Source organism: Paenibacillus nanensis (assembly GCF_003583765.1).
GTDB lineage: Bacteria > Bacillota > Bacilli > Paenibacillales > Paenibacillaceae > Pristimantibacillus > Pristimantibacillus nanensis.
The window spans coordinates 242,175-267,651 of sequence record NZ_QXQA01000007.1; the positions used below are offsets into that span (position 1 = coordinate 242,175).

18 protein-coding genes are annotated in these 25,477 nt (G+C 52.2%); 14 read left to right on the forward strand and 4 right to left on the reverse strand.

Annotated elements, in window-relative coordinates:
• From D3P08_RS13470 to D3P08_RS13490, 5 genes are all read left to right on the forward strand, one after another.
• Positions 1-186 carry a hypothetical protein gene (locus D3P08_RS13470; protein ID WP_119600204.1) on the forward strand — a complete coding sequence of 62 codons (186 nt, stop codon included), beginning with the start codon at positions 1-3 and terminating at the stop codon, positions 184-186.
• Positions 187-299: 113 nt separating this feature from the next.
• The gene (locus D3P08_RS13475; RefSeq protein ID WP_240647496.1) at positions 300-1,667 is read left to right on the forward strand and encodes an ABC transporter substrate-binding protein; all 1,368 of its coding nucleotides are present in this window, start codon (positions 300-302) and stop codon (positions 1,665-1,667) included.
• Positions 1,668-1,680: 13 nt separating this feature from the next.
• Positions 1,681-3,492 carry a cache domain-containing sensor histidine kinase gene (locus D3P08_RS13480; RefSeq protein ID WP_119600206.1) on the forward strand — a complete coding sequence of 604 codons (1,812 nt, stop codon included), beginning with the start codon at positions 1,681-1,683 and terminating at the stop codon, positions 3,490-3,492.
• Positions 3,489-5,135 (forward strand): response regulator transcription factor, encoded by a 1,647-nt coding sequence (locus tag D3P08_RS13485; RefSeq protein ID WP_119600207.1) that lies wholly within the window; start codon positions 3,489-3,491, stop codon positions 5,133-5,135. The genes D3P08_RS13480 and D3P08_RS13485 overlap by 4 nt, the downstream gene beginning before the upstream one ends.
• Positions 5,132-6,748, forward strand: coding sequence for a glycoside hydrolase family 3 protein (locus tag D3P08_RS13490; protein ID WP_119600208.1), 1,617 nt, complete (start codon positions 5,132-5,134; stop codon positions 6,746-6,748). The genes D3P08_RS13485 and D3P08_RS13490 overlap by 4 nt, the downstream gene beginning before the upstream one ends.
• Before the next feature lie 370 nt (positions 6,749-7,118).
• On the opposite strand, the gene D3P08_RS13495 is transcribed toward D3P08_RS13490, so the two are convergent.
• On the reverse strand, positions 7,119-8,258 hold the full coding sequence (locus D3P08_RS13495) for a YfbR-like 5'-deoxynucleotidase (RefSeq protein WP_162848469.1): 1,140 nt from the start codon (positions 8,256-8,258) through the stop codon (positions 7,119-7,121).
• A 121-nt stretch (positions 8,259-8,379) separates the two neighbouring features.
• On the opposite strand from D3P08_RS13495, the gene D3P08_RS13500 reads away from it, so the two are divergent.
• Positions 8,380-9,006 carry a flavin reductase family protein gene (locus D3P08_RS13500; RefSeq protein WP_119600210.1) on the forward strand — a complete coding sequence of 209 codons (627 nt, stop codon included), beginning with the start codon at positions 8,380-8,382 and terminating at the stop codon, positions 9,004-9,006.
• An 82-nt stretch (positions 9,007-9,088) separates the two neighbouring features.
• Positions 9,089-10,618, forward strand: coding sequence for an MDR family MFS transporter (locus D3P08_RS13505; RefSeq protein ID WP_119600211.1), 1,530 nt, complete (start codon positions 9,089-9,091; stop codon positions 10,616-10,618).
• A gap of 66 nt (positions 10,619-10,684) precedes the next feature.
• On the opposite strand, the gene D3P08_RS13510 is transcribed toward D3P08_RS13505, so the two are convergent.
• From D3P08_RS13510 to D3P08_RS13520, 3 genes are all read right to left on the reverse strand, one after another.
• On the reverse strand, positions 10,685-11,605 hold the full coding sequence (locus tag D3P08_RS13510) for a helix-turn-helix transcriptional regulator (RefSeq protein ID WP_119600212.1): 921 nt from the start codon (positions 11,603-11,605) through the stop codon (positions 10,685-10,687).
• 140 nt (positions 11,606-11,745) lie between these two features.
• Positions 11,746-12,585, reverse strand: a complete 840-nt coding sequence (locus tag D3P08_RS13515) for a carbohydrate ABC transporter permease (RefSeq protein ID WP_119600213.1) — start codon at positions 12,583-12,585, stop codon at positions 11,746-11,748.
• Positions 12,586-13,476 (reverse strand): carbohydrate ABC transporter permease, encoded by an 891-nt coding sequence (locus tag D3P08_RS13520; RefSeq protein WP_119600214.1) that lies wholly within the window; start codon positions 13,474-13,476, stop codon positions 12,586-12,588.
• A gap of 182 nt (positions 13,477-13,658) precedes the next feature.
• Between D3P08_RS13520 and D3P08_RS13525 the strand changes: the two genes are divergently transcribed.
• The 7 genes from D3P08_RS13525 (at position 13,659) to D3P08_RS13555 (ending at position 24,582) form a co-directional block, all read left to right on the forward strand.
• On the forward strand, positions 13,659-15,488 hold the full coding sequence (locus tag D3P08_RS13525) for a sensor histidine kinase (protein ID WP_240647500.1): 1,830 nt from the start codon (positions 13,659-13,661) through the stop codon (positions 15,486-15,488).
• Complete coding sequence (locus D3P08_RS13530; RefSeq protein ID WP_119600215.1) at positions 15,481-17,121, forward strand: response regulator; 1,641 nt, start codon at positions 15,481-15,483, stop codon at positions 17,119-17,121. The genes D3P08_RS13525 and D3P08_RS13530 overlap by 8 nt, the downstream gene beginning before the upstream one ends.
• Positions 17,122-17,247: 126 nt before the next feature.
• Positions 17,248-18,555 (forward strand): ABC transporter substrate-binding protein, encoded by a 1,308-nt coding sequence (locus D3P08_RS13535; protein WP_119600216.1) that lies wholly within the window; start codon positions 17,248-17,250, stop codon positions 18,553-18,555.
• 103 nt (positions 18,556-18,658) lie between these two features.
• Complete coding sequence (locus D3P08_RS13540) at positions 18,659-20,761, forward strand: glycoside hydrolase family 36 protein (RefSeq protein ID WP_119600217.1); 2,103 nt, start codon at positions 18,659-18,661, stop codon at positions 20,759-20,761.
• A gap of 181 nt (positions 20,762-20,942) precedes the next feature.
• A complete protein-coding gene (locus D3P08_RS13545) occupies positions 20,943-21,920 on the forward strand; it encodes a bile acid:sodium symporter family protein (protein ID WP_119600218.1) in 978 nt (325 codons plus the stop codon).
• Between the two features lie 52 nt (positions 21,921-21,972).
• Positions 21,973-23,751 carry a two-component system histidine kinase PnpS gene (gene pnpS, locus D3P08_RS13550; RefSeq protein ID WP_119600219.1) on the forward strand — a complete coding sequence of 593 codons (1,779 nt, stop codon included), beginning with the start codon at positions 21,973-21,975 and terminating at the stop codon, positions 23,749-23,751.
• Between the two features lie 108 nt (positions 23,752-23,859).
• Positions 23,860-24,582 carry a response regulator transcription factor gene (locus tag D3P08_RS13555; RefSeq protein WP_119600220.1) on the forward strand — a complete coding sequence of 241 codons (723 nt, stop codon included), beginning with the start codon at positions 23,860-23,862 and terminating at the stop codon, positions 24,580-24,582.
• Positions 24,583-25,477 lie beyond the last annotated feature (895 nt).

Consider the following 25,477-nt stretch of genomic DNA (forward strand, 5'->3'; position numbering starts at 1 on the left):
ATGAGCGACAGCTTGAAGGATAGAGAGGACCGCTTGCAGCTCGCGCGCCGCGACCAGCAGGCGGAAAGTCCGGGGGCGCAGACTGAACGGCCCCCGGCACCGCCTCCGGGACCGCCGCGCGCGAACGAGCAATGGAAAGCGCTTTATGCCCGAATTAGGGAAGTAACGGAAGGTCTTCGTCGTTAAAAAAATAGAAATGTATCCCCTCCTTATCGTTTTTTTGACCTCCTACTATGCGATAAGGAGGGGCTATAATAAAAAGTATGGCAGGGGACGGATCACACGAGGAGGTTTCCTACTTGAAGAAAGGCTTTTGTTTGCTCGCGGTTCTTCTCGCTATCATGACGAACGCGGCCGCATGCGGCACCCATAATGCCCATGATTCAGACAACGCGGAGGAGCAACAATACCGGGAAGTTACCCTATCTCTGCGCCATACGCAAATTAAAGAGACAAGCCAGACCCGCCTTCGCGTTCTATTAGACGTGGTCGACAAGACGATGGCGGAGAATGAAGGCGTGACGATCAAGATGGAAGGCATCGACGAGAAGATCCATCGGGATACGAAGCTGAAGCAGGAGATGGTGGCGGGCAACCCTCCCGATATCTTTGAAGTGTTCGGAGGAGCGGATCTCAAGCTGTACGTGAAAGCGGACCGCATGCTCGATTTGACGCCAATTCTGGAGGAGCTGGAATTGACGGACAAATTCGCCAGTCTGGACGAGTTTACGATTAACGGCAAAGTATACGGCATCCCCTACGGCGGCTACAGCGAAGGCATTTATTACAATAAAAAAATTTTCGACGAGCTGAATCTCGGTATTCCAATGACTTGGGACGAGCTGATGACAGCGGCGGAAACGATAAAACAAGCGGGCTATGTCCCGTTCGGCCTTGCGGCTAAGGACGCGTGGATCGCCGGGATGATGTGGAACACGATCATGGAGCGTTATGTCGGCATCGACGCTTTCAATAAACTGGTCTCGGGAGAAACGAAGTGGACCGATCCCGGGTTCATCCAAGGATTCGAGGCTTACAAAGAAATTGTGGACCGCGGCTTCTTCCCGCGAGGCTCGCTAGCCATCCCGGACAGCGCGCTAGGCTCTCAGCTTATTCGCGGGCAGGCGGCGATGGTGTTTACGGGAACCTGGGATGTGAATCAATTTACAGGCGCGAATGCAGGCGCGTTAAACGGTCAAATCGGATTTTTCTCTTTTCCGTCTATTGAAGGCGGCCAAGGCGATCAGCGTTCGATTAACGCCTCTTACTCCAACGGATTCGGCTTCTCGTCCAATCTGTCCGAAGATCAAGTGGAAATCGTGAAGGAGTTTATCGCGAATTTCTTTAACGAAGCGGTGCAGAAGCGGGCGCTTATGGAAGACAAACTGCTTCCGTCGATGAAGCTGACCGACCTGACAGGGATCGATCCTTTAATGAATGAAGTGCTGACCGTCATGTCGCAAGCTTCGAGCAGCTGGCCGGCGTTCGACGCCATCGTGCAGCCGACCGTAACCGCGGAGATCGGCATCGGATTGCAAGAGCTGATCGGCGGCCTTAGTACGCCGGAGCAGGTTGCGCAGAAGATTCAAGCCGCGCAGGAGAAAGCGAATGCCGCGCATGTAAGCGTGTCGGGGCTCGACGCCTCATCCGCGGGGCTCGGCGAATAGGAGGCAAAGCGGAATGAATCTACGCCCTAAGCTGATGCTTGCCTTTATCTCGTTAATCATCATACCGATGATCGGCCTCGGCATTTTCTCTTTCGTCAATTCCGAGGCGCTGCTGGAGAAGAAGTACAGCGAGCAATCCGAAATTACGATGAAAGCGATCGGAGGCAATATATCTTATTTTTTTCGCGAGCTCGACCAGCTCTCGAACGGGAACGTTATTAGCGCCGAGGTGCAGGATACGCTGAGGCAAAGCAGGCTTACTTTGGACGATAACAGCTCCTTAATCCGGATTACACAGGCGGAGAAGGAGATGAGCAAGATCCTGTTCCAGCATCCGGCTGTCAGCTACGTGGTGCTGTACGCCAGCGATGGGACGATGTACCGATCCAACCGCAACGACCCGACAACCTTCAAACCGATATCCTTTGACGATTTGAAGAAGCAGTCGCTTTATGACGAGGTCATAAAGATGGGGGGAAGGCCGCTTTGGATCGGACCGCATGAACAGCGCGACCTGACGGGTGTAGATCCTCCGCTTTTTACGATGATGCGCGTTGTCAAAGAGATGGAATCCTTCAACGATCTTGGCATTATGGTCACGCAGTATAAGACGGAGGAAGTCAGCAGTATGCTGAAGGCTTTCCAAAACCCGGAGGATGAATCGCAAGGCGCCAGATATTTCATCTTGAACAGCGAAGGTCTTATTATGCTGGACAGCAATAAACGCTATGATGGGCACAGCATCGACCTCTATACGAATTCGATGCCTCAATTGACCGAAAATTACGAGAGCGCCAGGATGAAATTCGACGGCGTTGACAGCTTGGTGTCTTCCTATCAGCTGGATCGCAACGGCTGGATTCTGCTGTCGGTTCAGCCCTGGAATTCCTTAACGGACGAAAATGTCCGGTTCGTGCAGTGGATCGGCATGATTACGGTGCTCGGCATTTTGTCGGCGGTGTTGTTCAACGTCTTTTTCGTAAACCGGGTAGCCAAATCGATCATTAAAGTCGTTCGCAAAATGCGGCTGGTGGAGCAGGGCTTGCTCGACATCCGGGTTACGGCGCAGGGCAAGGACGAGACAGTGCTGCTCGCCAACAGCTTTAACAGCATGGTGGAGAGAATCGGCGATCTTCTAAGCGAGGTGCGCAGGGAACAGGAGAGGAAGCAGCATGCGGAAATGATGCTGATGCAGGCGCAGATCAAACCGCATTTTCTCTTTAATACATTGGAATCGATTAACGCTTTGGCCGCGCAGAATGAAGGCGGCAAAATTATGCTGATGGTTCGTAGGCTCAGCACCATCCTCCGGACCAGTATGCACCATTCCGAAGAAATCGGCCTTATCCAAGAAATCGAGCATGTACGAAGTTATTTGGAAATTCAAAAATACCGGTTCGAGGAGCTTTTCAGCTACGAATTGAACGTGCCGGAGGAAGCGTTAGAGTATACGATTCTTAAGCTGACTCTCCAGCCTTTGGTTGAAAACAGTATCCAGCATGGCTTTGACGGCTATGAGGATGGGCAGGGCAACATTACGATTCATGTCGCGGTCGAGACCCATCGGATTGTGATTACGGTCAGCGACAACGGCAAAGGAATGAGCCGCGATGTTCTCTACAAGCTTTCCGAAGGCTACAGTCCTTCCAGCAAGCAGCAGGATGCCGCTGACTTAGGCGAGCGAAGAGGGCTCGGTATCCGTAATGTTGCCGACCGTCTGCGGATTCATTACGGCGCCGGCTATGGCATGATGATTTGCAGTTCGGAAGGCTGGGGGACAACGATACGATGCGTTATTCCGAAGAGCAGAGGTGAGGGGTTATGATAGGCAAGGTACTCCTTGTCGATGACGAAGCGCATATTACGAGAAATTTGGAGAAGGTCATTCCCTGGGAAATGCTCGGCCTCACGGTAGCAGGAGTTGCCAAAAACGGCGTAGAAGCCTTGCAGCTGATGGAGCAGCACAGTATTAATTTGCTGTTGTGCGACATCCGGATGCCGGTCATGGACGGACTAGAGCTCGTCCGGCAAATTCGCGAAAGAGGCACCCCATGCGATATTATCATGTTATCCGGTTATCAGGATTTTACGTACACGCGAGCAGCCATACAATACGGCGTAAACGATTATGTGCTGAAGCCGATTCCTTACGACGAGCTGACCGGCGTTATAGCCAGGATCATGTCCAACCAGCGGAACAAGCAGAAGCAGCAGCTGGAGGAGCAGCAGAAGCTTGGCCGAATGATCGACCTTGCGAGCGAGAAAATTTTGTACGACATTATAATGGATTATACGGATTTCTCGGGCAGTCATTGGCTTTTTACCGGAGACGAACAGCAGCTGAAGCTTCAGCAATTTGTTATGATCGTGCTGGATTTCGACGTCAGCTCCGAAAAAACGAAGGATTGGCGGGACTGGTCGGATAAGGAGCGCAAGCTATGGAATTTCGCCGTATGTAACGTGCTGCGCGAAAAGCTCCAAAATAACGGGCTTCACCATGCGGTAATCCAGACGCGGGACGGCGAATGGTGCGTGTTAATCGAGACGGGCGCTGCCATGTCCTTCGACGTCGATGTGATTCAGGGCTGGGCGGAGATGCTGCTTACCGCGGTTCGCAGTCACGCGAAGCTGTCGCTCAATGCCGGCATTTACCGCGGGTTCGCGAAGGTCGAGGAGCTGTCGCGCGCCTTCAGGCTGGTTCAGATGGGGATGCAGCTCACGCCCGTTCATCACGCGATTACGTTCTATCCGGCGGAGCAGCAGGGATTGTCCGGCGCCGATCAGGCATTCTGGATCACGGCGGAGAGGCTGATCAGCGCGGTGAAACGCGGCGATACGGCATCGGTTGACGCGGAAGTGGAGAATATTTCCCGCCAGCTGCAGCACGTAAACGAGCAGAACGCCGCCAAAGTGAGGCCGCTCCTCCATTTTTTCGTTCTCCATATGATGCGGGAGATGAAGGAAATGTCCGTCTTTCCGAAGGAGCAGGAAGAGCTCCTTTGGAAGAGGCTGGATCATCGCTTCAGCATTAAAGATTTGCTCGCTTTTATCCGTCAAGTGACGAACGCGGTATGCGAACGCTCCGTAGATAAGAAGAAGCAGTCCGAAAGCTCGATGGCAGAGGCCAAATCGTTCCTGGATCGCAACCTTTACCGGGATTTAAGCGTCGAAGAAGCGGCGACACATGTAGGTCTCAGCACCTCCTACTTCAGCCTCTTGTTCAAGCAGACGTACGGGGAGACCTTTATTGAGTACGTAACCAGACAGAGGATGGAACGGGCAAAAAGCTTGCTGGCGGAATCCCAGAAAAGCGTCGCGCAAATCGCCAAAGAGGTCGGCTACGCGGAACGCCGGTATTTCACGAAAGTATTTATGAAATATACAGGCGATAACCCAACCGATTATCGCAGCAAGTTTCAAGATGATACGTCCTATTCATCATTCAACATGCGGGAGGAAAACAAATGACAGTACATCATGAGGATTGGAAAAGCTGGAGCCTGAAAGAAAAAATCGGTCAATTGTTTGTATTTGGTTTTTACGGGTTCGAGCCTGCGAAGGGATTTAAGGAACTGATTGAGGCGTATGGCATCGGAGGAACGATCTATTTCTCCCGTAACGTGAAGGATGCGGAGCAGGTGCACAGTCTGTCCGTCCAGCTGCAGAGCATTGCGAAGCAGGCAGGCAGACCGCCGTTGTTTGTCGCGATCGACCAAGAAGGCGGCATGGTGGCAAGACTTGTCAACGGTGTCACGCTGATGCCTGGAAATATGGCGCTGGGCGCGGCCGCTTCCGCCGAAGGCGTAGAGGAAACAGCGCGAATTTGCGGCGAAGAGCTGCGGATGCTGGGCATTACGATGAACTACGCGCCATGTATCGACGTGAACAACAACCCGGATAACCCGGTCATCAATGTTCGATCGTACAGCGACCGGTCGGATATCGTATCCGAATTCGGCGCAGCCGCGGTCGTCGGTTATCAATCGGCGCGCGTTGCCGCAACGGTCAAACATTTCCCGGGACATGGCGATACAAGCGTCGACTCGCATCATGCGCTGCCTGTGCTTCCGCACAGCCGTGAGCGGTTGGATGCGATCGAGCTTCCGCCGTTCCGGGCGGCCATAAAGGCAGGAACGGACTGCATCATGACGGCGCATGTATGCCTGCCGGCGCTGGAGCCAAGCGGCGTTCCGTCGACATTGTCCGAGAACGTGCTGACCGGTCTTCTCCGAAACGAGCTGGGATATGACGGCGTAGTCGTAACCGATTGCCTCGAGATGAGTGCGATCGACGAGTTCTACGGCCCGGCGCAAGGCGCGGTAAAAGCGATTAAAGCGGGAGCCGACATGGTGCTGGTCAGCCATACGATCGAAAAGCAGCGCGCGGCGCTGGAAGCGGTAGCCGCTGCTGTCGAGAGCGGCGAAATTAGCATGGCTCGCATTGAAGAGGCGGTTGCTCGCGTCATGCGATTGAAGGAGAAGCTGGAGCTAGACGAGCCGATTCAGCCATGGGAGCAAGTGAAAGCTGCGATCGGCACGGAAGCGAACAAGGCAGTCGCCCGCAAGTGGAGCGAAGCGTCGGTTACGCTCGTGAAGAACGAAGGGGGCATTCTGCCGCTGAAGCGCGACGTTCAGACGCTCGTGCTATGGCCGGACATCGTGCCCGTCTCCGTTGCGGACGAGATGCTGTCCGGCGATGGAACGCTTGGCGATTTCCTGAAGCATTACGGCGCTTCGGTCGTCGAACGTAAAATGAACAGCGACAACGCGTTGGAAGGCTTGGACGCGTTCGAGCAAATCGTTGTTGTGACCTACGACGCTTCCAAGCATCCGCTTGAGCAGGAAATCGCGAGTAAGGTCGTTAAGCTTGCGGGCGACCGAACCGTGGCGGTCTCCGTGCGCAACCCGCTCGACGTGCTGAAGTATCCGGAGGTTCGAGCTTATCTGGCCGTATACGAGTGCAGACCGCTTGCGTTGTCCGCAGCCGCCAAGACGCTGCTTGGCGACCTGAAGCCGGCCGGCAAGCTGCCGCTCGAAATTTCGCCTGCGTATCCGTTCGGCTGGAGCGCAACAATCGAATAAGCGCTAAGCAAGGCTGTAGGTCAGACCCTTGACGGGGGCGACTTACAGCCTTTTTCTTTTTTGAAAGCTTGCAGCACCATACTTACGCGGATATCCATTGTGCTTGCGCCCCATGCGGAAGGAGGCTGCGGAGCTAGGGGGAGATGCCGGAATAGCGCCAAAAGCGCACCTATTTTGGCAAATCGACGAGAAACCTGAGAAATAGAGCCAAAAGTACAATAATTTGTTCGCGGATAGCCGCAAACGGGCAGCCGGTTTCAAAATAAGTGCACATTTGTCCTTAATGGATCATCAAGCAGCCGTAACAGAAAAATAGGTGCATTCATGTCGCTATTTCATTTATTGCAGCTTCTTGAGCCAGCGTAAAGTTCTATTTCACAAAGTGATCGTAAGTCAAATCATGCAAAATGTAGGCCAGGAAAAAAATGACGCATGGATTTTCGTAGCTGTGCTGGATATGGACGAGCTGCTGATAGTACTTTTCGCCGTAATGCGGATTGTTGCGCATTTCCAGATTGCTTTTTATCAGGGCGTCGATTTTATCCGCGATATCGACAAGCTCGCCTTCATACGTATCGTCCTTCGAATGGACGAGGAAGTCTGTCAGCGTCTCATGGAAAAATGCTGGGAGCTTCATCACCATCTGCCTGGCGACCTCCTGCTCGTAGTGCTCGAACGCCTCCCGTATGGCGGGCGACGACCTCTTAATCGGAGACGCGACGTCGCCGCTGACGCCTTCAACGATGTCATGCATCACCGATTTGCCGAGCAGGCGGTAGAGATCGATATCTTTGCGCCCGAAGCGTTCCGCTTCAAGAAGTCCGTTGAACAAGGACATGGCGGCGACGCGGAACGAATGGGTCGCGTCGTTATCGGGAATGAGATTGAAGCTCCCGCCCCATCGTTCAATTAAATCGAGATTCAGAATATGCTGCAGAAATTGCATAACCCCGTCGTCCCGCTCCGAGTGCTCTAGGAGCCACCCGATCGATTCGCAAGGCGAGCCGGCGAGCGTCGCCTTTAATTCCTCATATTTTGACGCAAATATCGCGCTGGAATCGCGGTCGAGCTCGCGCTTGCAGAACAGCATGGCATCGAAGGAGTCGATGCCCCGCACAAGCTGCCCGACATAGCTGTCATCCTCGGCCTCCACAACGTAATCGTAAAACTTCGGCTGAAGCGATTTCGAGAGCCGCGATACAATTTCGATACTCACTTCAGACTCCAGCCTTCGAATATGTTCCGATACGTGTTTATCTTTTTTGGTAACGTATTTAATGGAACCGGTGACGGTTTCGTTCAAATCGTGAAGCAGCGCTCTGGCAACCAGCTTCAATTGGTCGAGGCTGCGTCCATAGACGCGCTCCTCAATAATCCCGGCCAAAATAGCGATTGCCGCGCACCGGAAGCTGTGGCTGGCCGCGTTGTCCTTGTACCGGGGGGAATATTCTTTCCACCGGGATACATATTGCATCTGGATGATAGCGTGAGTAAAACGGCTGTTGTTCATCGGATGAATCAGATCCTCCTTCTGGGCGTTTTTTTGCGATCTTGCTATCCTATTCCAATATTCTACCAGTCTCTTCATGCTTGTGATAACATTAATGGGAAATTGGAGGGAGTTGTTAAGGTTGCATACGATAATTGATCCCAAAATTCTTTATTTCGGCACATCTGTTGTGCTGATCAGTACGATGAACGAAAACGGCACCCCAAATTTAGCGCCCATGTCCTCAGCCTGGTGGCTCAACAAATCGTGTATGCTCGGGATGAGCAGCAAGTCTCAAACCGTTCAAAATATTATCCGTGAGCGCGAGTGTGTGCTTAATCTGCCATCCGTAGACTTAGTACCCGCAATCGACCGGCTGACTCTCATAACGGGCCGTAATCCGGTACCAGAATCCAAAGCGGTGAGGGGCTATACGCATGAAGCCGACAAATTCGGGGTCGCCGGCTTAACCGGTCTTCCCTCGCAGCTTGTCGTAGCGCCCCGTGTCAAAGAGTGTCCGGTGCACATGGAAGCGAAGCTTGTAACGCTGCATCCGGTCGAAGATCCGAGTTCCCTGGTCGCCATTGAGATGCGAATCGTAAAGGTTCATATCGACGACAGCCTTCTCATGGATGGGAATCCAAACTATATCGAACCTTCGAAATGGAAGCCGTTAATTATGAATTTTTGCGAATATTTCGGTCTAAGCGAGCAGTTGTCTCCATCAAGGTTAGCGCCGGTATTCGGACCGGATAGGAAATTAAATTGACCTGATCTCCAATCACTGACATAATGCCGTCAAATTTCACCCTTTATGATGGAATTAATCCAAATGAAAGGGTGTTACTTGAATGGCAGCAAAAACAAACAAAACGGCTTGGATCGTAGCGGGGCTTCTGCTATCGATTCTTATGTCCTCGATGGACAACACGATACTGGCGACGTCCATGGGGACGATCGTCGGAGAGCTTGGCGGGATGGACCAGTTCGTCTGGGTCATGTCCGCATACATGATTGCGGAAATGGCGGGCATGCCGATTTTCGGCAAGCTGTCCGATATGTACGGGCGAAAACGGTTTTTCGTCTTCGGGATCGTGACGTTTATGATCGGCTCCGCGCTGTGCGGGACGGCAGATTCGATTATGGAGCTCAGCATTTATCGGGCGATTCAAGGAATCGGAGGCGGAGCGCTTATTCCGATCTCGTTCACGATCATGTTCGATGCGGTCTCGCCGGAAAACCGGGGCAAGCTGATGGGATTGTTCGGCGCGGTATTCGGGCTGTCGAGCATTTTCGGACCGCTGCTCGGCGCCTACATCACCGACTATATTAGTTGGCAGTGGGTATTCTACGTTAACATTCCGCTCGGCCTGCTGGCTTTGCTGCTCATCTTCGTGAATTATAAAGAAGCAAGGCCGAGAGAGAAGCTGCGCATCGATTGGCTGGGTGCCGTAACGCTAGTCGGCGCGGTCGTCTGCCTCATGTTCGCGCTCGAATTCGGCGGCAAGCTGTATGCATGGAGTTCGCCGGTGATCCTAGGTTTGTTTACAGGATTTGTGTTGTTGGCGGCTGCCTTTGTTATCGCGGAGAGGCGAGCGTCCGAACCGATCATCTCGTTCGGCATGTTCCGTGACCGGCTGTTCGCATCCAGCAATCTGGTCGCCATTCTTAGCGGTGCGGCTTACATAACCGCATCCGTCTACATCCCGATCTTCATGCAAGGCGTGCTTGGAGGAACGGCGACGAATTCCGGCCTCGTCCTGCTGCCTATGATGCTTGGCACCGTCGTTTCGGCAACATCCAGCGGTTTCCTTATGAACCGGTTTTCTTACCGCTCCATCTTGGTTACGACGCTCTCGCTGCTTGTCATCGGCATTGGCTTGCTCACTACGATTCAACCCGAGACGCCGCGCCTTGTTATTACGCTTTACATGATATTGGTTGGCCTTGGCATCGGCTCTTCGTTCTCGATCCTGACGAATGCGGCGATTCATTCGCTTCCCGCCACACGGCGGGGATCGGCTAACGCGACGTTAAATTTTCTGCGTTCGCTCGGCATGACGCTTGGCATTACGATTTTCGGCATTCTGCAGAGCCACGGGATGACGAACAATTTGTCGGATTCGTTTGCGGCGAACGGGATCGCCGCGCCGGATGGCCTCGACGTGAAGGATCCCTATATGTTGATGACGCCGGAGACGAGAATGTTAATTCCGGATAACGCGTTATCGCTCGTGACGTCCGGGCTGGCCGATTCGATTGCGTCTATATTCGCTTGGGGGATTATACCAGCGGTTCTGGCCTTAGCAGCTGCATGGCGGATGAGCGGCGCGAAGCACGACCCTAAGGCGGAGCTCGAAGCGCACACCGCTGCGCATTAAGGCAGGGGATAAATGATGATTAAGCTAGGGAGGACCGGCACAGGTATGCCGGCCCTCCCATGCTGTTTATTCGTATTTGGCAAGGATTTGATGGACAACGGTCTTCATTTGGGTGCGCCATTCCGCCGGGCCTTCCAGCTCCGCTTCTTCGCCGAAGCTGAGAATAATCGGCATCAGCCACCGGATTTCATCCTTCGAGCTTAGCTTCAACGTAAGGGTCAACGATCCGTCGGAATTGAAGCGCTTCTCATTCTCCCGCCCGTTGAAGAAATCAAGCGCTCTGGCGAGAGAGCGTGGAGAGAAGCGAATCGTCGCGTCAAAGGCTGCTTCGCTGTTTGTCCGTTTATAGGCGTCAGGCTGCTGGTCGGGCATCGCATGCTGCGCATGGAACTGCTCCTGAAGCGACTGTACGTTGTCCATGCGGGAGAGCCGGAATTCCCGGTAATCTCGCCTGCTGCGGCAGTAGGCGTATAGATACCAAGTATTGTTTTTGTAGATGAGGCACACAGGCTCAACCGTTCGGCATGAACGTTCATTTTTTATGCTTATATATTCCATGGAAACGACTTTACGCGTTTTAATCGCCGATTTCAGCAGACGGAGCGTCTCCTTCGACGACCAGCGGCTGCCGATATCGAGCGCCATGCCCGCTTGCGGCCCTTCCGGCTGGATGGTCTGCAATTTGCGGACCGTCTCCATCGTCTGTTCGTCGACAAATACGCCCGACAGTCCTTTGAGCATCGTCAGAATCGTCTCGATGTCGAACGCGTTCAGCAGGCTTTTATCCATTTTGTACGTCTCCATGATGCCATACCCGCCATTGACGCCTTGATAGGAGACGACCGGAATGCCTGCGGCGCAGATCGTATCGATGTCGCGGTAGATCGTTCGCTGCGAAACTTGATATTTGGCGGCGAGATCCGAGGCGGAGACGACCTCGTTGTTCAGCAGCATATAAATCATCGAAATGAGCCGCTCGATTTTCATTCGTTACCCTCCAGCAAAGATGATAGTCTGCAAGTCTCTATCATTCGACGCCAGTTGGGGGAAACCCTGTAAATCCGGTCTATAAAAAAAGCTGCCCAAGGCCAGTTAGGCCGAATTGGACAGCTCTCCACGATTTCTAATTATCCTTTCACCGCGCCGGCGACAACGCCTTTGACAATGTACTTCTGCAAGAAGATAAACACAACGATCGATGGAAGCACAGCCATCACCATCGCGGTCATCGCGTATTGCCAATCGGACGTATATTGTCCGACGAAGGTGTACGCGGCGAGCGTCAAGGTCTTCGTATCCGGCGAACCGTTCACCATAAGGAGAGGCAGCAGGAAGTCGTTCCAGATCCACATGACGTCGATAATAATGATGGTTGTCGTCACCGACTTAAGGAGCGGGAAGATAACCAGGAAAAAGAGCTTGAAGCCGGAAGCGCCGTCGATCGTCGCGCTTTCGTCGATTTCCTTCGGAATCCCCTTTACAAAGCCGTGGTAGATAAACACCGCAAGCGGAGCGCCAAAGCCCCAGTACAGCAGGCCAAGACCCCAGGTGCTCTCGGACAGGTTCAAATTCTTCGCCACCTGCAGCACCGTCAGCATGATCGATTGGAACGGAATCAGCATCGGCATAATACAGAGTATATACAGCACTGCGCTCCAGCGAGTTTTGGTCCGCGCCAGCTTGTAGGCAGCGATGGAAGAGACGAGAATGATACCGACAAGTCCCAACCCGGTAATGATAAAGTTGTTCAAGAACAGCTTCGGATAGTTGATAAACGACCATACGTACGAATAATTCTCGAATACAAGCTGCTTCGGCAGCGCGATGACATCGGTCATGACCTCGCCAAAGCTCTTAAGCGAGTTGTTAATCGCCAGGAACAGCGGATATAGGAACAGGAGCGACAATAGCACCATAACGATTTCGAGTACGATACGTCCTGCTTTATTTTTGCTGCGTGTAACCATTTAAGCCTCAACCTCCCTGCGCTTAAAGAGCGTCAACTGAATGATTGTCACGATCAGTACCGCAACGAACAGGATGAGCGCTTTCGCCGTTCCATAGCCGTAAAGGTAGTTCTGGAACGTGTCTCTGTAAATGTCATAGGCGATACTGTAAGTCGTGCCGCCCGGTCCGCCGCCTGTCAGCGACAAGATCACGTCGAACACCTTAATGGAGTTCGTCAGCGCCATGAATACCGAGATCGTAATCGAAGGCGCCAGCAGAGGCAGCGTAATACTGAAGAAGCGTCTGATCGGACCTGCGCCGTCTACTACGGCGGCTTCCTTCAAATCGTCCGGCACCGATTGCAAGCCGGCAATATAAATGACAAGGTAGAAACCGATCGATTGCCAGATCGAGACGAGCAGAATCGAGATAAAGGCGAGTCCCGGTTCACCGAGCCAGCTCCAATCGAATATCCCCCAGCCGGTGCTTGCGGATAGCGATTCAAAGCCTTGCATGAAGATGAATTTCCAGATGAAGCCGACAATAACAAGGCTGAGGATGTACGGGATAAAAAATGCGGCCCGCAGCCAAGAAGTCGTTTTGAGCTTCATATCAAGCAAGACAGCCAGAAGTATGGCTAGCACGTTCACAATGACGATATACAGAATCGCATATTTAATCGTAAACCATGCGGATGTCGCAAAGTTCGAGTCGCTCATAAAAATTTGCTTGAAGTTATCAAGTCCGACAAAGGTCGGATGCTTGGAAAGACCGTTCCACTTCGTCATGGAATATCGAATCGTCATTGCGAACGGGATATAGAACGCGACGGCGATACAAATAATTACCGGCAATGTGAAAAAGCCGAATTCGAGCTTATCGCTCCACTTTCTCCCTAATGATTTAAACATCGAAGCACCTCTTTCATCGCTTTTTGTGCTAGGACCCCTTGTTTGTCCGACTACACAACCAATCAGTTTCCGCTATAATGTGTATATTATAAGACAGCCTTCCCCGCTCAAAAATGGATTTAACAAAACAGTTAGGGGTAAAAAGGTGAACCGAAAGGGATATTTGAAGGAGAGTGAGCTTCATTCTGCATCAAGCAAAAAAAGCGGCGTCCGTCCTCAAGGAGCGCGTGTCGAGGAGGCTCGTGAACAAGCTGATTCTGCTGTTCACGACCATTATTATTCTTGTCGTCGGGTCGCTGACTTATATTTCGTACCAGATGCTGCAGAAGGAATCCGTCAGCAGCAGCATTGAGAGCACTTCGAATAACCTGCAGCTCGTCAATCAGAACATGGAAGAATATTTGAAAGAGATGGAGCTGCTGTCTCTCCCGCAAATCCATTATGACGAGATCGTTTATGCCATCAGCCATGAGTCGGAAGAATACGCCTCAAAAATGTATGTCGAAGATTATTTGCGAGAGCTGTATTATTCCCGTCATGACTTGGAGGCTATTTATTTGTACATCGTGAAAGAGAAGAAATATTATGCGCTCACGAAGGAAAACTATAATATTACGTTGCGTACCGGATATGACGCGGATATCGAGGATCTCCCCTGGTATAAGAAGGCGATGACCAGCCCATTCAACCGCTCTTATCAATCATTCGCCCAGCCAAGCCCGGAATTGGCCGGTTATAACATTGACCCGGAAGCCAGCTTTATGGCTTATCACCGAGTGCTACGGTCGATCGTGTCCCGCGAGCCGCAGGCTATGCTGTCTTTTTATTTCAACGACACGGAAAAAAATGAAATTATGAAGGATACCCCCGTCAGCGAAGGTCAGCACCTGTTGTTTCTCAGTCCGGATAATGAGCTCTTTTTTGCGGACAACCCTGCCATTATGGAGCAATGGGCAGCTTCGGATGTGACCGGGAAGCTGGGGGCAAGCACCGAAGGGCGCTTCACGTGGTCGGCGCCGGATCAAAAGTATCTGGTCGTCTATAATGTCGGCGAGCTTGAGGGCTGGAAGCTGGTGAAGCCGATTCCGTATAAGCAAATTTACGAGGCGGCTACAACGACAAGAAATATCAGCTTTACGATCGGCTTTCTGTTTTTGCTGCTTGCCGTTATGCTGGTCAGCTACTTCTCTACCGCCATCACGAAGCCGCTCAAGAAGCTGGCTCATCAAATGAATCGGTTCAGCGCCGGAGACTTCGATGCGGAGGCTGAGGTGACGGGGCAGGATGAGCTTGCCTCTTTGTCCCGGCATTTCAATCAGATGGTGCGCAGAACCAATGACCTGATTAACGAGCGTTACAAAATGAAGCTCGTTGAAAAAAATGCGATCCTAAAAGCGCTCGAAGCCGAAATCAATCCGCATTTCTTATATAACGCGCTGCAAGCCATCTCGACGAAAGCGTTAAAATATGAACGGTTCGACATTGCCGATATGGTTGACGCTATGGCTTTAACGCTGCGTTATTGCATCAGCGGCAAAGATATTGTAGTCGCTAGGGAAGAACTCAAACATATCGACCATTATTTGACGCTTCAGAAAGCCCGGTTCGGCAGCCGGCTCCAAGTGACTTACGATTGGGAGGAGTCCCTCAAGGAGCTGGAAATTCCGAAGCTGTCCATCCAGACGCTGGTGGAGAACGTCATCAAGCATGCGCTGGAGAAGGTGTCCGCGACCGTTACGATTCAAATTCGCGCAAGGCTGTCGGGAGACTATGCGGTCATTACGGTAGCGGATAATGGTCCGGGCTTTACGCCGGAGAGGCTGGAGCAGGTAAAAAGATCGTTCCAGAGCGAATGGGAGGACCGGTTAAGCCAGGATGAGAGCATCGGGCTTGTCAATTTATATACGCGCTTGAAGCTGCTTTATGAAAAAGCGGATCTGATCATAAGATCCGATCCGTCGGGCACGGAATTGGAAATGTTATTACCTCGGGGAGGCGTGAGCCATGTATAGGGTGCTCATCATTGATGATGAGGAGCCGCTGCGCGAAGCGATTCGCATATTAGGCGACTGGAAAGGTTTAGGGATAGAAGAAGTGCTGGAGGCGACAGACGGCAAATCGGGACTCGACATGCTGGCCTCGCACAAGATCGATCTGGCGATGATCGATATGAAGATGCCTGAAATGAACGGCATGGAGCTGCTCCAAATCATCGAGCGCGATTATCCGGATCTGCTGACGATCGTCATTAGCGGCTTCAACGATTTCGAATATACGCGACAAGCCATTCGATCCAAGGTTGTGGATTATTTGCTGAAGCCGGTAAACCGTTCCGACCTCAATCAGGCCCTCCGCAAGGCGATTGATGTGCTGGACGCGAAGCGCCGGCAGGAAAGCGAGTTCATTAATCGCAATATTACATTGAATATGTCGCTTCCGCGTTTGAAAGAAAAGGTGTATCTGTCCATTATCGAACGCAGCTTTAAAAGCCAAACGAACGAAGCGTTCCTTCCTCTAATCGGAGCGGAAGACCCCGGCAACCGGTTTACAGCCGTTGTGCTGCGGATGCTGAACATGGAGCGGATTCGGAAAGACCGGTTCCATGAGGATGCCGATTTGCTGAATTTTGCAGTGGCGAATGTCATCGATGAAATCGCGGGCGATTACTTTAACGCCTTCAGCTTCGCAAGCCCGAAGCAGGAGCGGGAAGTGATCGCCATATTGACAGTGAAAGGCGGCTATGCGGAGGACATCGCCTTTCGTTCCATGCATCACATGAAAAAAGCGGCATCCATGCTTGAAGAGCTCTTCGGTATTCAAGCCATCGTTGGCATCGGTTCAAGCCATGCGGACGCTATGCAGATCGCGGATTCATACGAGGCGGCGAAATCGAGCATTAGCGGCGTCGAGCTCTCGAAGCTGAAAGGTTCGGCGGTGACGGCCGCAGCGGTTAAATCCGCCACGCTCAAGGACAGCCAATCGCTGACCAGCCGCATCCCGATTCTGCGAAGCGCGCTTGAGAGCGGCACCCCGCAAAACGCAAAGACGATATTGAGCGAATTCGTAAACAGGTGGAATGCTTCGGAAGGATTGAGCATCGGCGATGCCGACCGTCTGCTGCGCGAAATCGTCATCTTGCTGAACGACATGGCGCTTGAGCTCGGAGCGGCGCCGGAGAGGCTGCCGATGCGCGGTGAGCAGGATCTTCGCTTGTTCGGTATCGCTATGGATTTTGCTTCATTGGAGCAATACGAGGAGCTGCTTCACCGAATTTTGGATTTCTACAGCGGGGAAATTAGGAAAGCGCAGACGGCCAATCAGCCTTTTGATGTAGGCGATATTAAATCCTATATCGATAATCATTATTTTGAAGATATCAAAATATCTTTGTTCGCCGACAAGTATTTTCTTAGCCGGGAATACTTAATGAAGCTGTTCAAACAGCAGTTCGGCTTCGGTATTCATGAATATGTGCAGAAGGTCAGAATGGACAAGGCGAAGGAGTTGCTCGACGACTCTTCCCTAAAGATTCAGGATATTTCCGAGATGCTGGGCTATAAGGATAAAAACTATTTCAGCAAAGCGTTCCGCAATTATTATTCCGTGAGTCCAACCGAATACCGCGCGGGGGTAACAAAGGGATAAATGTGAACTGCTGAAGGATTACACTTTTTTACCCTTAACTATTCACTTATGTGCATTCTTATCCTGCTTCTTTTTCTTTACAATGACACCATGAACCACTCACAAATAGGAAATGGGGGCACTACCATGAAAAAGAAACTACTCGCTCTTTCTGCAAGTATTGTTCTGGCTGCCGGCGTATTGTCAGCTTGCGGTTCAAACAATAACGCAGGCAATGAGGGCGCCGCTAATGGCGGAAAAGCTGCCGATGCTCCGGTAACGATCAACATGTTCACGGCTTCGCCGGAATACACGGACGCATTCAACGCTTATATCGCGGAGTACAAAAAAGTAAAACCAAACGTCACGATCAATCTTGAAATTATGCAAGCGGACTACAACACCGTATTGAAGTCGAGAATCGCTGCCGGCAGCACGCCGGACGTATTCCAAACGACTGCGGGCGGAGATATTGACACATTCGCGGAATACAGCGCGGATTTGACGGATGAGCCGCTAGCGGCAGCAATGACTGACGCGGTGAAAATTAACATGAGCTCCTCCGACGGCCGAGTTCTTGGTCTTCCGATTAAAGGAAACCTGATGAACATGGTTTACAATAAGAAGCTTCTTGAGGAAGCGGGCATTACGGAAGTTCCAAAAACGACGTCGCAAATGGAAGATGCCGTCGCGAAGCTCGAAGCGAAAGGCATTACGCCGTTCGCCAACGCCTATAAAGAGTGGTGGGTATGGAAGCACATCTTCCAAAACTTCGTAAACGCGGCAGCTGAGGACGCTGGCATTACGCCAAAAGAATTGGTTGACAAGTTTATCGCCGGCGAAACGACGTTCAAAGACCATCCGGTCCTCTACGATAACTTCTTCAAGTTTATCGATTTGACTGTGGCTCATGGTACGGACAAGCCTCTAGAGCGTGACAGCAATGCGGAAGTCAGCGACTTCGCATCCGGCAAAGCGGCGTTCATGACAGGTAAAGGCGCATGGGACGAAGAAGCGATCAAAAAGATCAACCCGGATATCGAAATCGGCATCGTAGGTTACCCTGTCAGCGAAAAAGCGGAGCAAGCTCTGCTCGTAACTGGCGCCGATCAAGCGCTTCGCATTAACAAAGATTCCAAAGTAGCGGCTGAAACGATCGAATTCTTCAACTGGCTGTATACTTCGGATTACGGTAAAAATTGGTTCTCCAGCGTGGCGAAGGTAATTCCTCCGATCAAGGACGCTCCGCTTCCTGATCTGGACATGCCGAAGCAAATGGAAGAAGCGCTGAAGACAGAGAAGTCCGGCGACCTATCCGTTAACTACTCTCTGGATACGTTCCACCAAAAGTTCGGCGAATTGATGCAGTCTTACATCGGAAGCGGCAGCGATTCGAAGGACAAGGTCATTGACGAAATCCAAAAAGCATGGGTGCAATTCGGCTCGGCTCAATAAGCCGAATGATAAAGGAATAGGCATCTCCTTAACTCAGCACTTTCGCGGTGCTGAGTTAAGTTTTTTATAGGGAAAAATAATCGGGGGAGGAAGTGATTGTCTTATGAGCAAACAAATCGCGTTAGAGGAAAATGGGCTGTACCTTGTATTTGAAGTGACCGAAGGCGGCGATGTTTTATTTCTTCATTTCGGCGCTGCGCCGTATGATTCGTCTCTTGTAGAGGAGAGCCGGAAATCCGGCTTCCGTCTGATGGAGCTGCAGCTGACCGGCGAGGACCGCGAGGAATATCACGGCCGGACGCATCGGGCGTCTTATCCGGGGCTGCGTATGGTTTATGACGGGCACTCCGATTCGCGCAACGGTCTCGGCCGCAAGCTTGAACTTCGTCTCGTTGACAAGCTGTCGGGATTGACGGCTGCGCAGCATTTTCAATTTTATGACGGCGTGCAGACTGTCCGCAGCTGGGTCGTCCTGAAAAATGAGGGCGATTCAGCAGCTGAGGTCGAATATGTCTCTTCATTCGCCCTCACAGGTCTGGATAAGGAAGGCAAGCATGACCGCGACGAGAAAATGCGGCTTTACCTCGCCCATAACGGCTGGCAGAGCGAGCTGCAATGGCGCTCCTACACGCTTCCCGAGCTAGGGATGTCGCATCTCATTGATCGCGGCTCGAAGCGGATCTCCTGCTCCAATACGGGCTCTTGGTCGGCAGCCGAGCACATTCCGATGGCAGTGCTGGAGAATGAAGAAGCGGGAACTAGCCTCTTCTGGCAAATCGAGCATAACGGCTCGTGGCATTGGGAAATCATCGAGCAATCGGACCTGCTGACCGTCCTGATCAGCGGTCCGACAGAGCATGACAACCATTGGTGGTTAAGCCTCGCGCCAGGCGAGGAGTTCGTATCCGTTCCGCTTGCGGTCGGTTCGGTACAGGGAGGCTTCGAGCAGGCGATCGCCCAGCTGACGACCTACCGGCGGAAAATTCGGAGACCGAACGACGACAACCGATTGCTTCGAATTATATTCAATGACTATATGAACTGCTTGTGGGGCTCTCCAACGACAGAGAAGCTGCTTCCGCTGATCGATGCGGCTGCCGAGGCCGGCTGCGAATATTTCTGTATCGATGCGGGCTGGTACGCGCCGGGCTATTGGTGGGACGGCGTCGGCGAGTGGCTCCCTTCGGAGGAACGATTCCCGGAGGGCATCAAATATGTGCTCGATTACATTCGCGGCAAAGGTCTGATTCCAGGACTTTGGCTTGAGCTTGAGGTAATGGGCATCAACAGTCCAAAGCTTGCCGAGACGGACGACAGCTGGTTTTTCATGCGCCACGGCAAGCGGGTTAAGGATCGCAGCCGCTATCAGCTGGATTACCGCAATCCGAAGGTTGTCGCGCATGCGAACGAAGTCATACGGCGCTTGGTCGAGGATTACGGCGTCGGTTATATTAAGATGGATTACAACATCAATGCGGGGATCGGTACGGAAACGGAAGCGGACAGCTTCGGCGACGGTTTGCTCCAGCACAACCGCGCTTACCTGCAATGGCTGGACGGCGTATTTGCCCGTTACCCGGATTTGGTGATCGAGAACTGCTCCAGCGGCGGTATGCGAATGGACTATGCGATGCTTAGCCGCCACAGCATTCAATCGACCAGCGACCAGGAGAATTATGTGAAATATGCGGCGATTGCGGCAGGCTCGCCGGCAGCGCTCACGCCGGAGCAGTCGGCGGTCTGGTCTTATCCGCTCCGCGAGGGCGACGACGAGGAAGTTATTTTCAACATGGTCAACGCGTTATTGCTCCGCGTCCATCAGAGCGGACATCTGGCCGAGCTCAGTCCGCGCCGGAGAGAGCTGGTGAAGGAAGCGCTGGATTACTACAAAACGATTCGCGGCGACATTCCCGAAGCGCTGCCGTTCTGGCCGCTTGGCCTGCCGACCCAACAGGATGACTGGATCAGCTACGGGCTGTATCGCGATGACCGCATTTATTTGGCTGTGTGGCGCGTCTCCGGCGACCAGGCTGAAATGAAGCTGCCGCTGGAACGGGTTAAGGGCAAACGGCTATCCGTCCGCTGCGCATACCCGGCGCAGGCGCATCGTTGCGAGTGGGAGTGGAACGAGGAAGCCGGCATTCTACAGGTGAGTTTGCCTGCGGCCAAAACCGCCCGTTTATTTGAGATTCGCGTAGAGGCGTAATGCTGGAATAAAGAAGAACATGGAATCGGCTGTCCCTTTAGCGGCTTTCGCTGCTGCAGGGGCAGTTTTTTCATATGGGCAAGGAAATCGGGCCGGAAATGAAATGTACGGCGATCTGAAATTACATTACAATAGAGGTTATGGCTAATTGATAGACTAGATTTATAAATGAGGGATGTATATGCGGGAATGGGGACTCGCTTTTAACCGATATTTTGAGAAATGGATGTTTCTCATTATTCCAAGCTCTTTGGTGCTCGGCTTTTTGTTTGCGAACGCGCTGCAGCCGATGGTGGACGCCGTTCCATATTTGTTTGCCTTTGTGACGTTGACGATGGCGATCGGCTGCGGCTTGAAGGAGTTAGGCGGCGTTATGAAGAAGCCTGGCATTATGGGACTTACCTTTGTGCTGGCGCATATCGTCTCGCCCCTTGCCGCTTACTGGGCGGGCACCGCAATATTTGGAGCGGATTCGCCTTATGTCGTCGGGCTGGTGCTGTTTACGATTATTCCGCTTGGCGTATCGACGGTGTTGTGGGTGGGGATGTCTGGAGGCAGCGTGGCACTGATGCTTGCGATGGTGGTGCTGGATTCGTTGATTAGTCCGGTTGTCGTTCCATCGGCCATCCACCTGTTTTTCGATTCGTCCGCCGATGTGGAGACGGGGCCGCTTATACTCGACCTCATCATCATTATTGTGATTCCTACCGTGATCGGCGTCGCTTTAAATGAAGCGTCGAAAGGCAAAATACAAGAGAAAGTTAAGCCTTATACGGCCCCGGTATCGAAAATCTGTTTTGTGCTTGTTGTCGCGTTGAACGCCTCCGCCATCGCGCCTTACGTGAGCCAGCTGAAGCACGATATGGTGAAGCTTGTGCCGATCGTTATTGCGCTCGTTGCGTTGTGCTATGCGCTCGGTTTTGCGGGGACGTCCTTTATGCGGGATGAGAAGCTGCAAATTACGGTGTCGTACGCGACAGGCATGCGCAATATTTCACTCGGGATTGTGCTTGCGATGGGTTATTTCAGTCCGCTTGCCGCAGTACCCGTCGTGCTGTCGATTCTTATTCAGCAGCCGCTTGCAACCGCTCATCATTATGTTTTACAAAAGATTAATAAATCGAAGACTAGCGCAAGCGGCAGCGCGCATGTAGGATAAACGGAGGAAAGAAATTGCCGCTTGGCGCAAAATATTGCAGAGGTGAGGCGGAATGAACAGTTTTCGGACAAGACTTACGCTTATTATGATCTCGATGATAGCCGTCTCCGTATTTGCGGCAGGCTGGCTGATGATGCAAACCTTCAAAGAAAACCATATTAACGCGCTGGAGGACAGCATGGTTCGCCAGATGAAGGTGATTGCCGCCAAAATGGAATGGAAGACCGGGGATTTGCCGGAATTGATCGCCTACTATACGCAGGAAGCGAAAGAGATGGGCAAATTTACGGACTCCAGGGTGACCTTTATTCGAAGCGACGGCGTTGTTGTAGGGGACTCCGATTATGACGTGACGAAAATGGACAATCACCTCATGCGCGAAGAGGTGCAGGATGCGTATAAGCTTGGTACCGGCCGAACAGTGCGTCCAAGCGATACGATGCATCAGAATATGGTGTACGTAGCCATTCCGGTTACCGTTCAAGAAGGCGCGGAGCCTTATATTTTGCGTATGGCGATGAGCCTCGAAGAGGTTGACCAGAGCATCGGGCGTTTGACGATGGTGCTTATAATCGGTCTTCTTATTTTATTTGTCATTGCGGCGCTTATCAGCTACAGCATCGCTCAGAGCATGACAAGGCCTCTGGAGCAGATTACGAAGGTAGCGAAGCGAATTAAAAACATGGACTATCAAGCCAGGGTCAAAGTGCATAAGAACGATGAAATCGGAGAGCTGGGCACGGCGATCAACGCGATGGCGGACAGTCTCCAGGTCCAAATGACGCGAATCAAGCAAAATGAGAGCCAGCTGGAAAGCGTACTCGCGAATATGATCAACGGAGTTGTAATGATTGACGCGAAAGGGCAAATTCTGCTGATGAACCGCCGGGCAGAAGAGGTGCTCGGATTCTCCGCGAGGGAGCTCGTCGGCAGACATTTCGCCGAGGCGAAGCAGCAATATGAGCTTGCCCAAATTATTCAAGAAGCGCTAGAAACGAGAAAGCATATTCGTGAGGAAATAACCTTCTACTTCCCGGAGGAGCGGCTGCTGGAGCTGAATTTGGTTCCGATCAGCCAGAGCGGACCTGGCGATTTCGGCGGCGTGCTGCTCGTGCTGCAGGACGTATCCGCGATCCGCAGATTGGAACGGATGCGGAGCGAATTCGTTGCGAACGTCTCGCATGAGCTGAAGACGCCGATCGCCGCCGTGAAGGGCTTCGCGGAGACGCTGCTTGGCGGAGCGGTGAAGGACGAGGAGACGGCCAGATCTTTCCTGCAAATCATATTTGATGAGAGCGAAAGGCTAAACCGTCTGATCGTAGATATTTTGGAGCTGTCGAAGATCGAATCCCGGCGCGTACCGCTTATGTTCTCGCCAGTGGAGATGGAAAGCTTCGTCGACAAGACGGTGACGCTGCTGGAGGCGGAGGCGAAGCGTAAAAACATCCAATTAAACAGCCAGATTGAATCGGGGCTGTACGTCGAAGCGGATGAGGACCGCCTGCGCCAAATTTTTGTGAACCTGCTGTCCAACGGGATCAATTATACGCCGGAGGGCGGGCGTGTGACGGTGAAGGTTCACGCGGCTGACCATGACCATATCCGAATTCAAATCAGCGATACCGGGATCGGCATCCCGAAAAAAGATTTGCCTCGCATTTTCGAAAGATTTTATCGGGTGGACAAGGCTCGTTCGAGAAGCTCAGGCGGCACGGGGCTAGGTCTCTCCATCGTCAAACATTTGGTGGAGCTGCACAAAGGCACGCTTTCGGTTACGAGCACGGTCGGCGTCGGCACGACGTTTACGATCGATTTGCCGGTCATCCAATAACAGAAAAAGATTTACCTATTCTTTAAGAAACCGTGGTAAACTAAAGAAGTGATAGGTTAGGAAATTGTGAACCGCTATGCAATTGCCGGTTCTATGCTGGAGGTCAATATGTCGCATAAAGTGCTAGTTATTGAAGATGAACCCACGCTCGCGAGACTGCTGTCGTATAACTTGACGCAAGAAGGCTACGAGACGACAGTAATCGACCATGGCGGCGAGGGCTTACAAGCGGCGCTGCAGCGGAATTTCGATCTAATTATTCTGGATATTATGCTGCCCGGACTTAACGGCTTTGAGGTGCTGAACCGCATCCGCCAGAACGGCGTCCGGACCCCTGTTATAATCCTGACGGCCCGCAATGCGGAGGAAGAGGTCGTGCAAGGACTGAAGCATGGCGCCGACGACTATATTACGAAACCATTCGGCGTCGCGGAGCTGCTGGCTCGCGTATCCGCCGTCCTCCGAAGGACGCAGCAGGATGAAGCGCCGCCGGTTCAATCCAACGAGAAGGTGATTACCGTTGGGGAGCTGTCGATCTACCCGGAGAAATACGAGGTAGTTGTAGGCGGCGAACCGATTCAGCTGCGGCCGAAGGAATTTGAGGTGCTGCTGTATCTCGTGCAGCGTCCCGGCATGGTCATCACCCGCGACGACCTGATGAATGTCGTCTGGGGCTTCGATTACATCGGCGGTCAGCGTACGGTTGATGTGCATGTCAGCTCTCTTCGCAAGAAGCTGGAGCTCGGCCAGAACTCCGTTCAAATCGAGTCCATACGAGGCGTCGGCTATAAGCTGGTTATGCCAAAAAAGCTCGCAAGCCCTAAAAACTAGGGATTACGAGCTTTTTTTGTTGAGCGAATTAGGTCAGCCAGACGCGGTAGATGCTGGAATCGCATCGGTTCTGGGCAAATAGTGACGCCACGCGATACTAAAAGCTTGGAGCGAGCTGATCTCGAGCAAATTGTGACGCCACGCGCAACTAGTTGTGCGAACCGCATCGGTTCTGAGCAAGTAGTGACGCCACGCGATACTAAAAGCTTGGAGCGAGCTGATCTCGAGCAAATAGTGACGCCACACGCAACTAGTTGTGCGAACCGCATCGGTTCTGAGCAAGTAGTGACGCCACGCGATACTAATAGCTTGGAGCGAGCTGATCTCAAGCAAATAGTGACGCCACGCGCAACTAGTTGTGCGAACCGCATCGGTTCTGAGCAAGTAGTGACGCCACGCGATACTAAAAGCTTGGAGCGAGCCGATCTCAAGCAAATAGTGACGCCATACGCAACTAGTTGTGCGAACCGCATCGGTTCTGAGCAAGTAGTGACGCCACGCGATACTATAAGCTTGGAGCGAGCTACTCTCGAGCAAATAGTGATGCCACGCGCAACTAGTTGTGCGAACCGCATCGGTTCTGAGCAAATAGTGACGCCACGCGATACTAAAAGTCTGGAGTGAGCTACTCTCGAGCAAATAGTGACGCTAGGCGATACTAAAAGCCCGGAGTGAGCTACTCTCAAGCAAATAGTGACGCCACACGCAACTAGTTGTGAGAACCGCGATGACGTAAAATAAGTTGTGTACCAAGTTTTGGTTCTTCACACACAAAAAAGTAGGGTATCCTCGGGATTGCTGAAGTCACCGAAGGAGGACCCTACTCAATGACTACTATACCCGAAAATCTGTTTACTGATCTACTTGAAAATACTGTTACAAAGCTTCTGAAAGA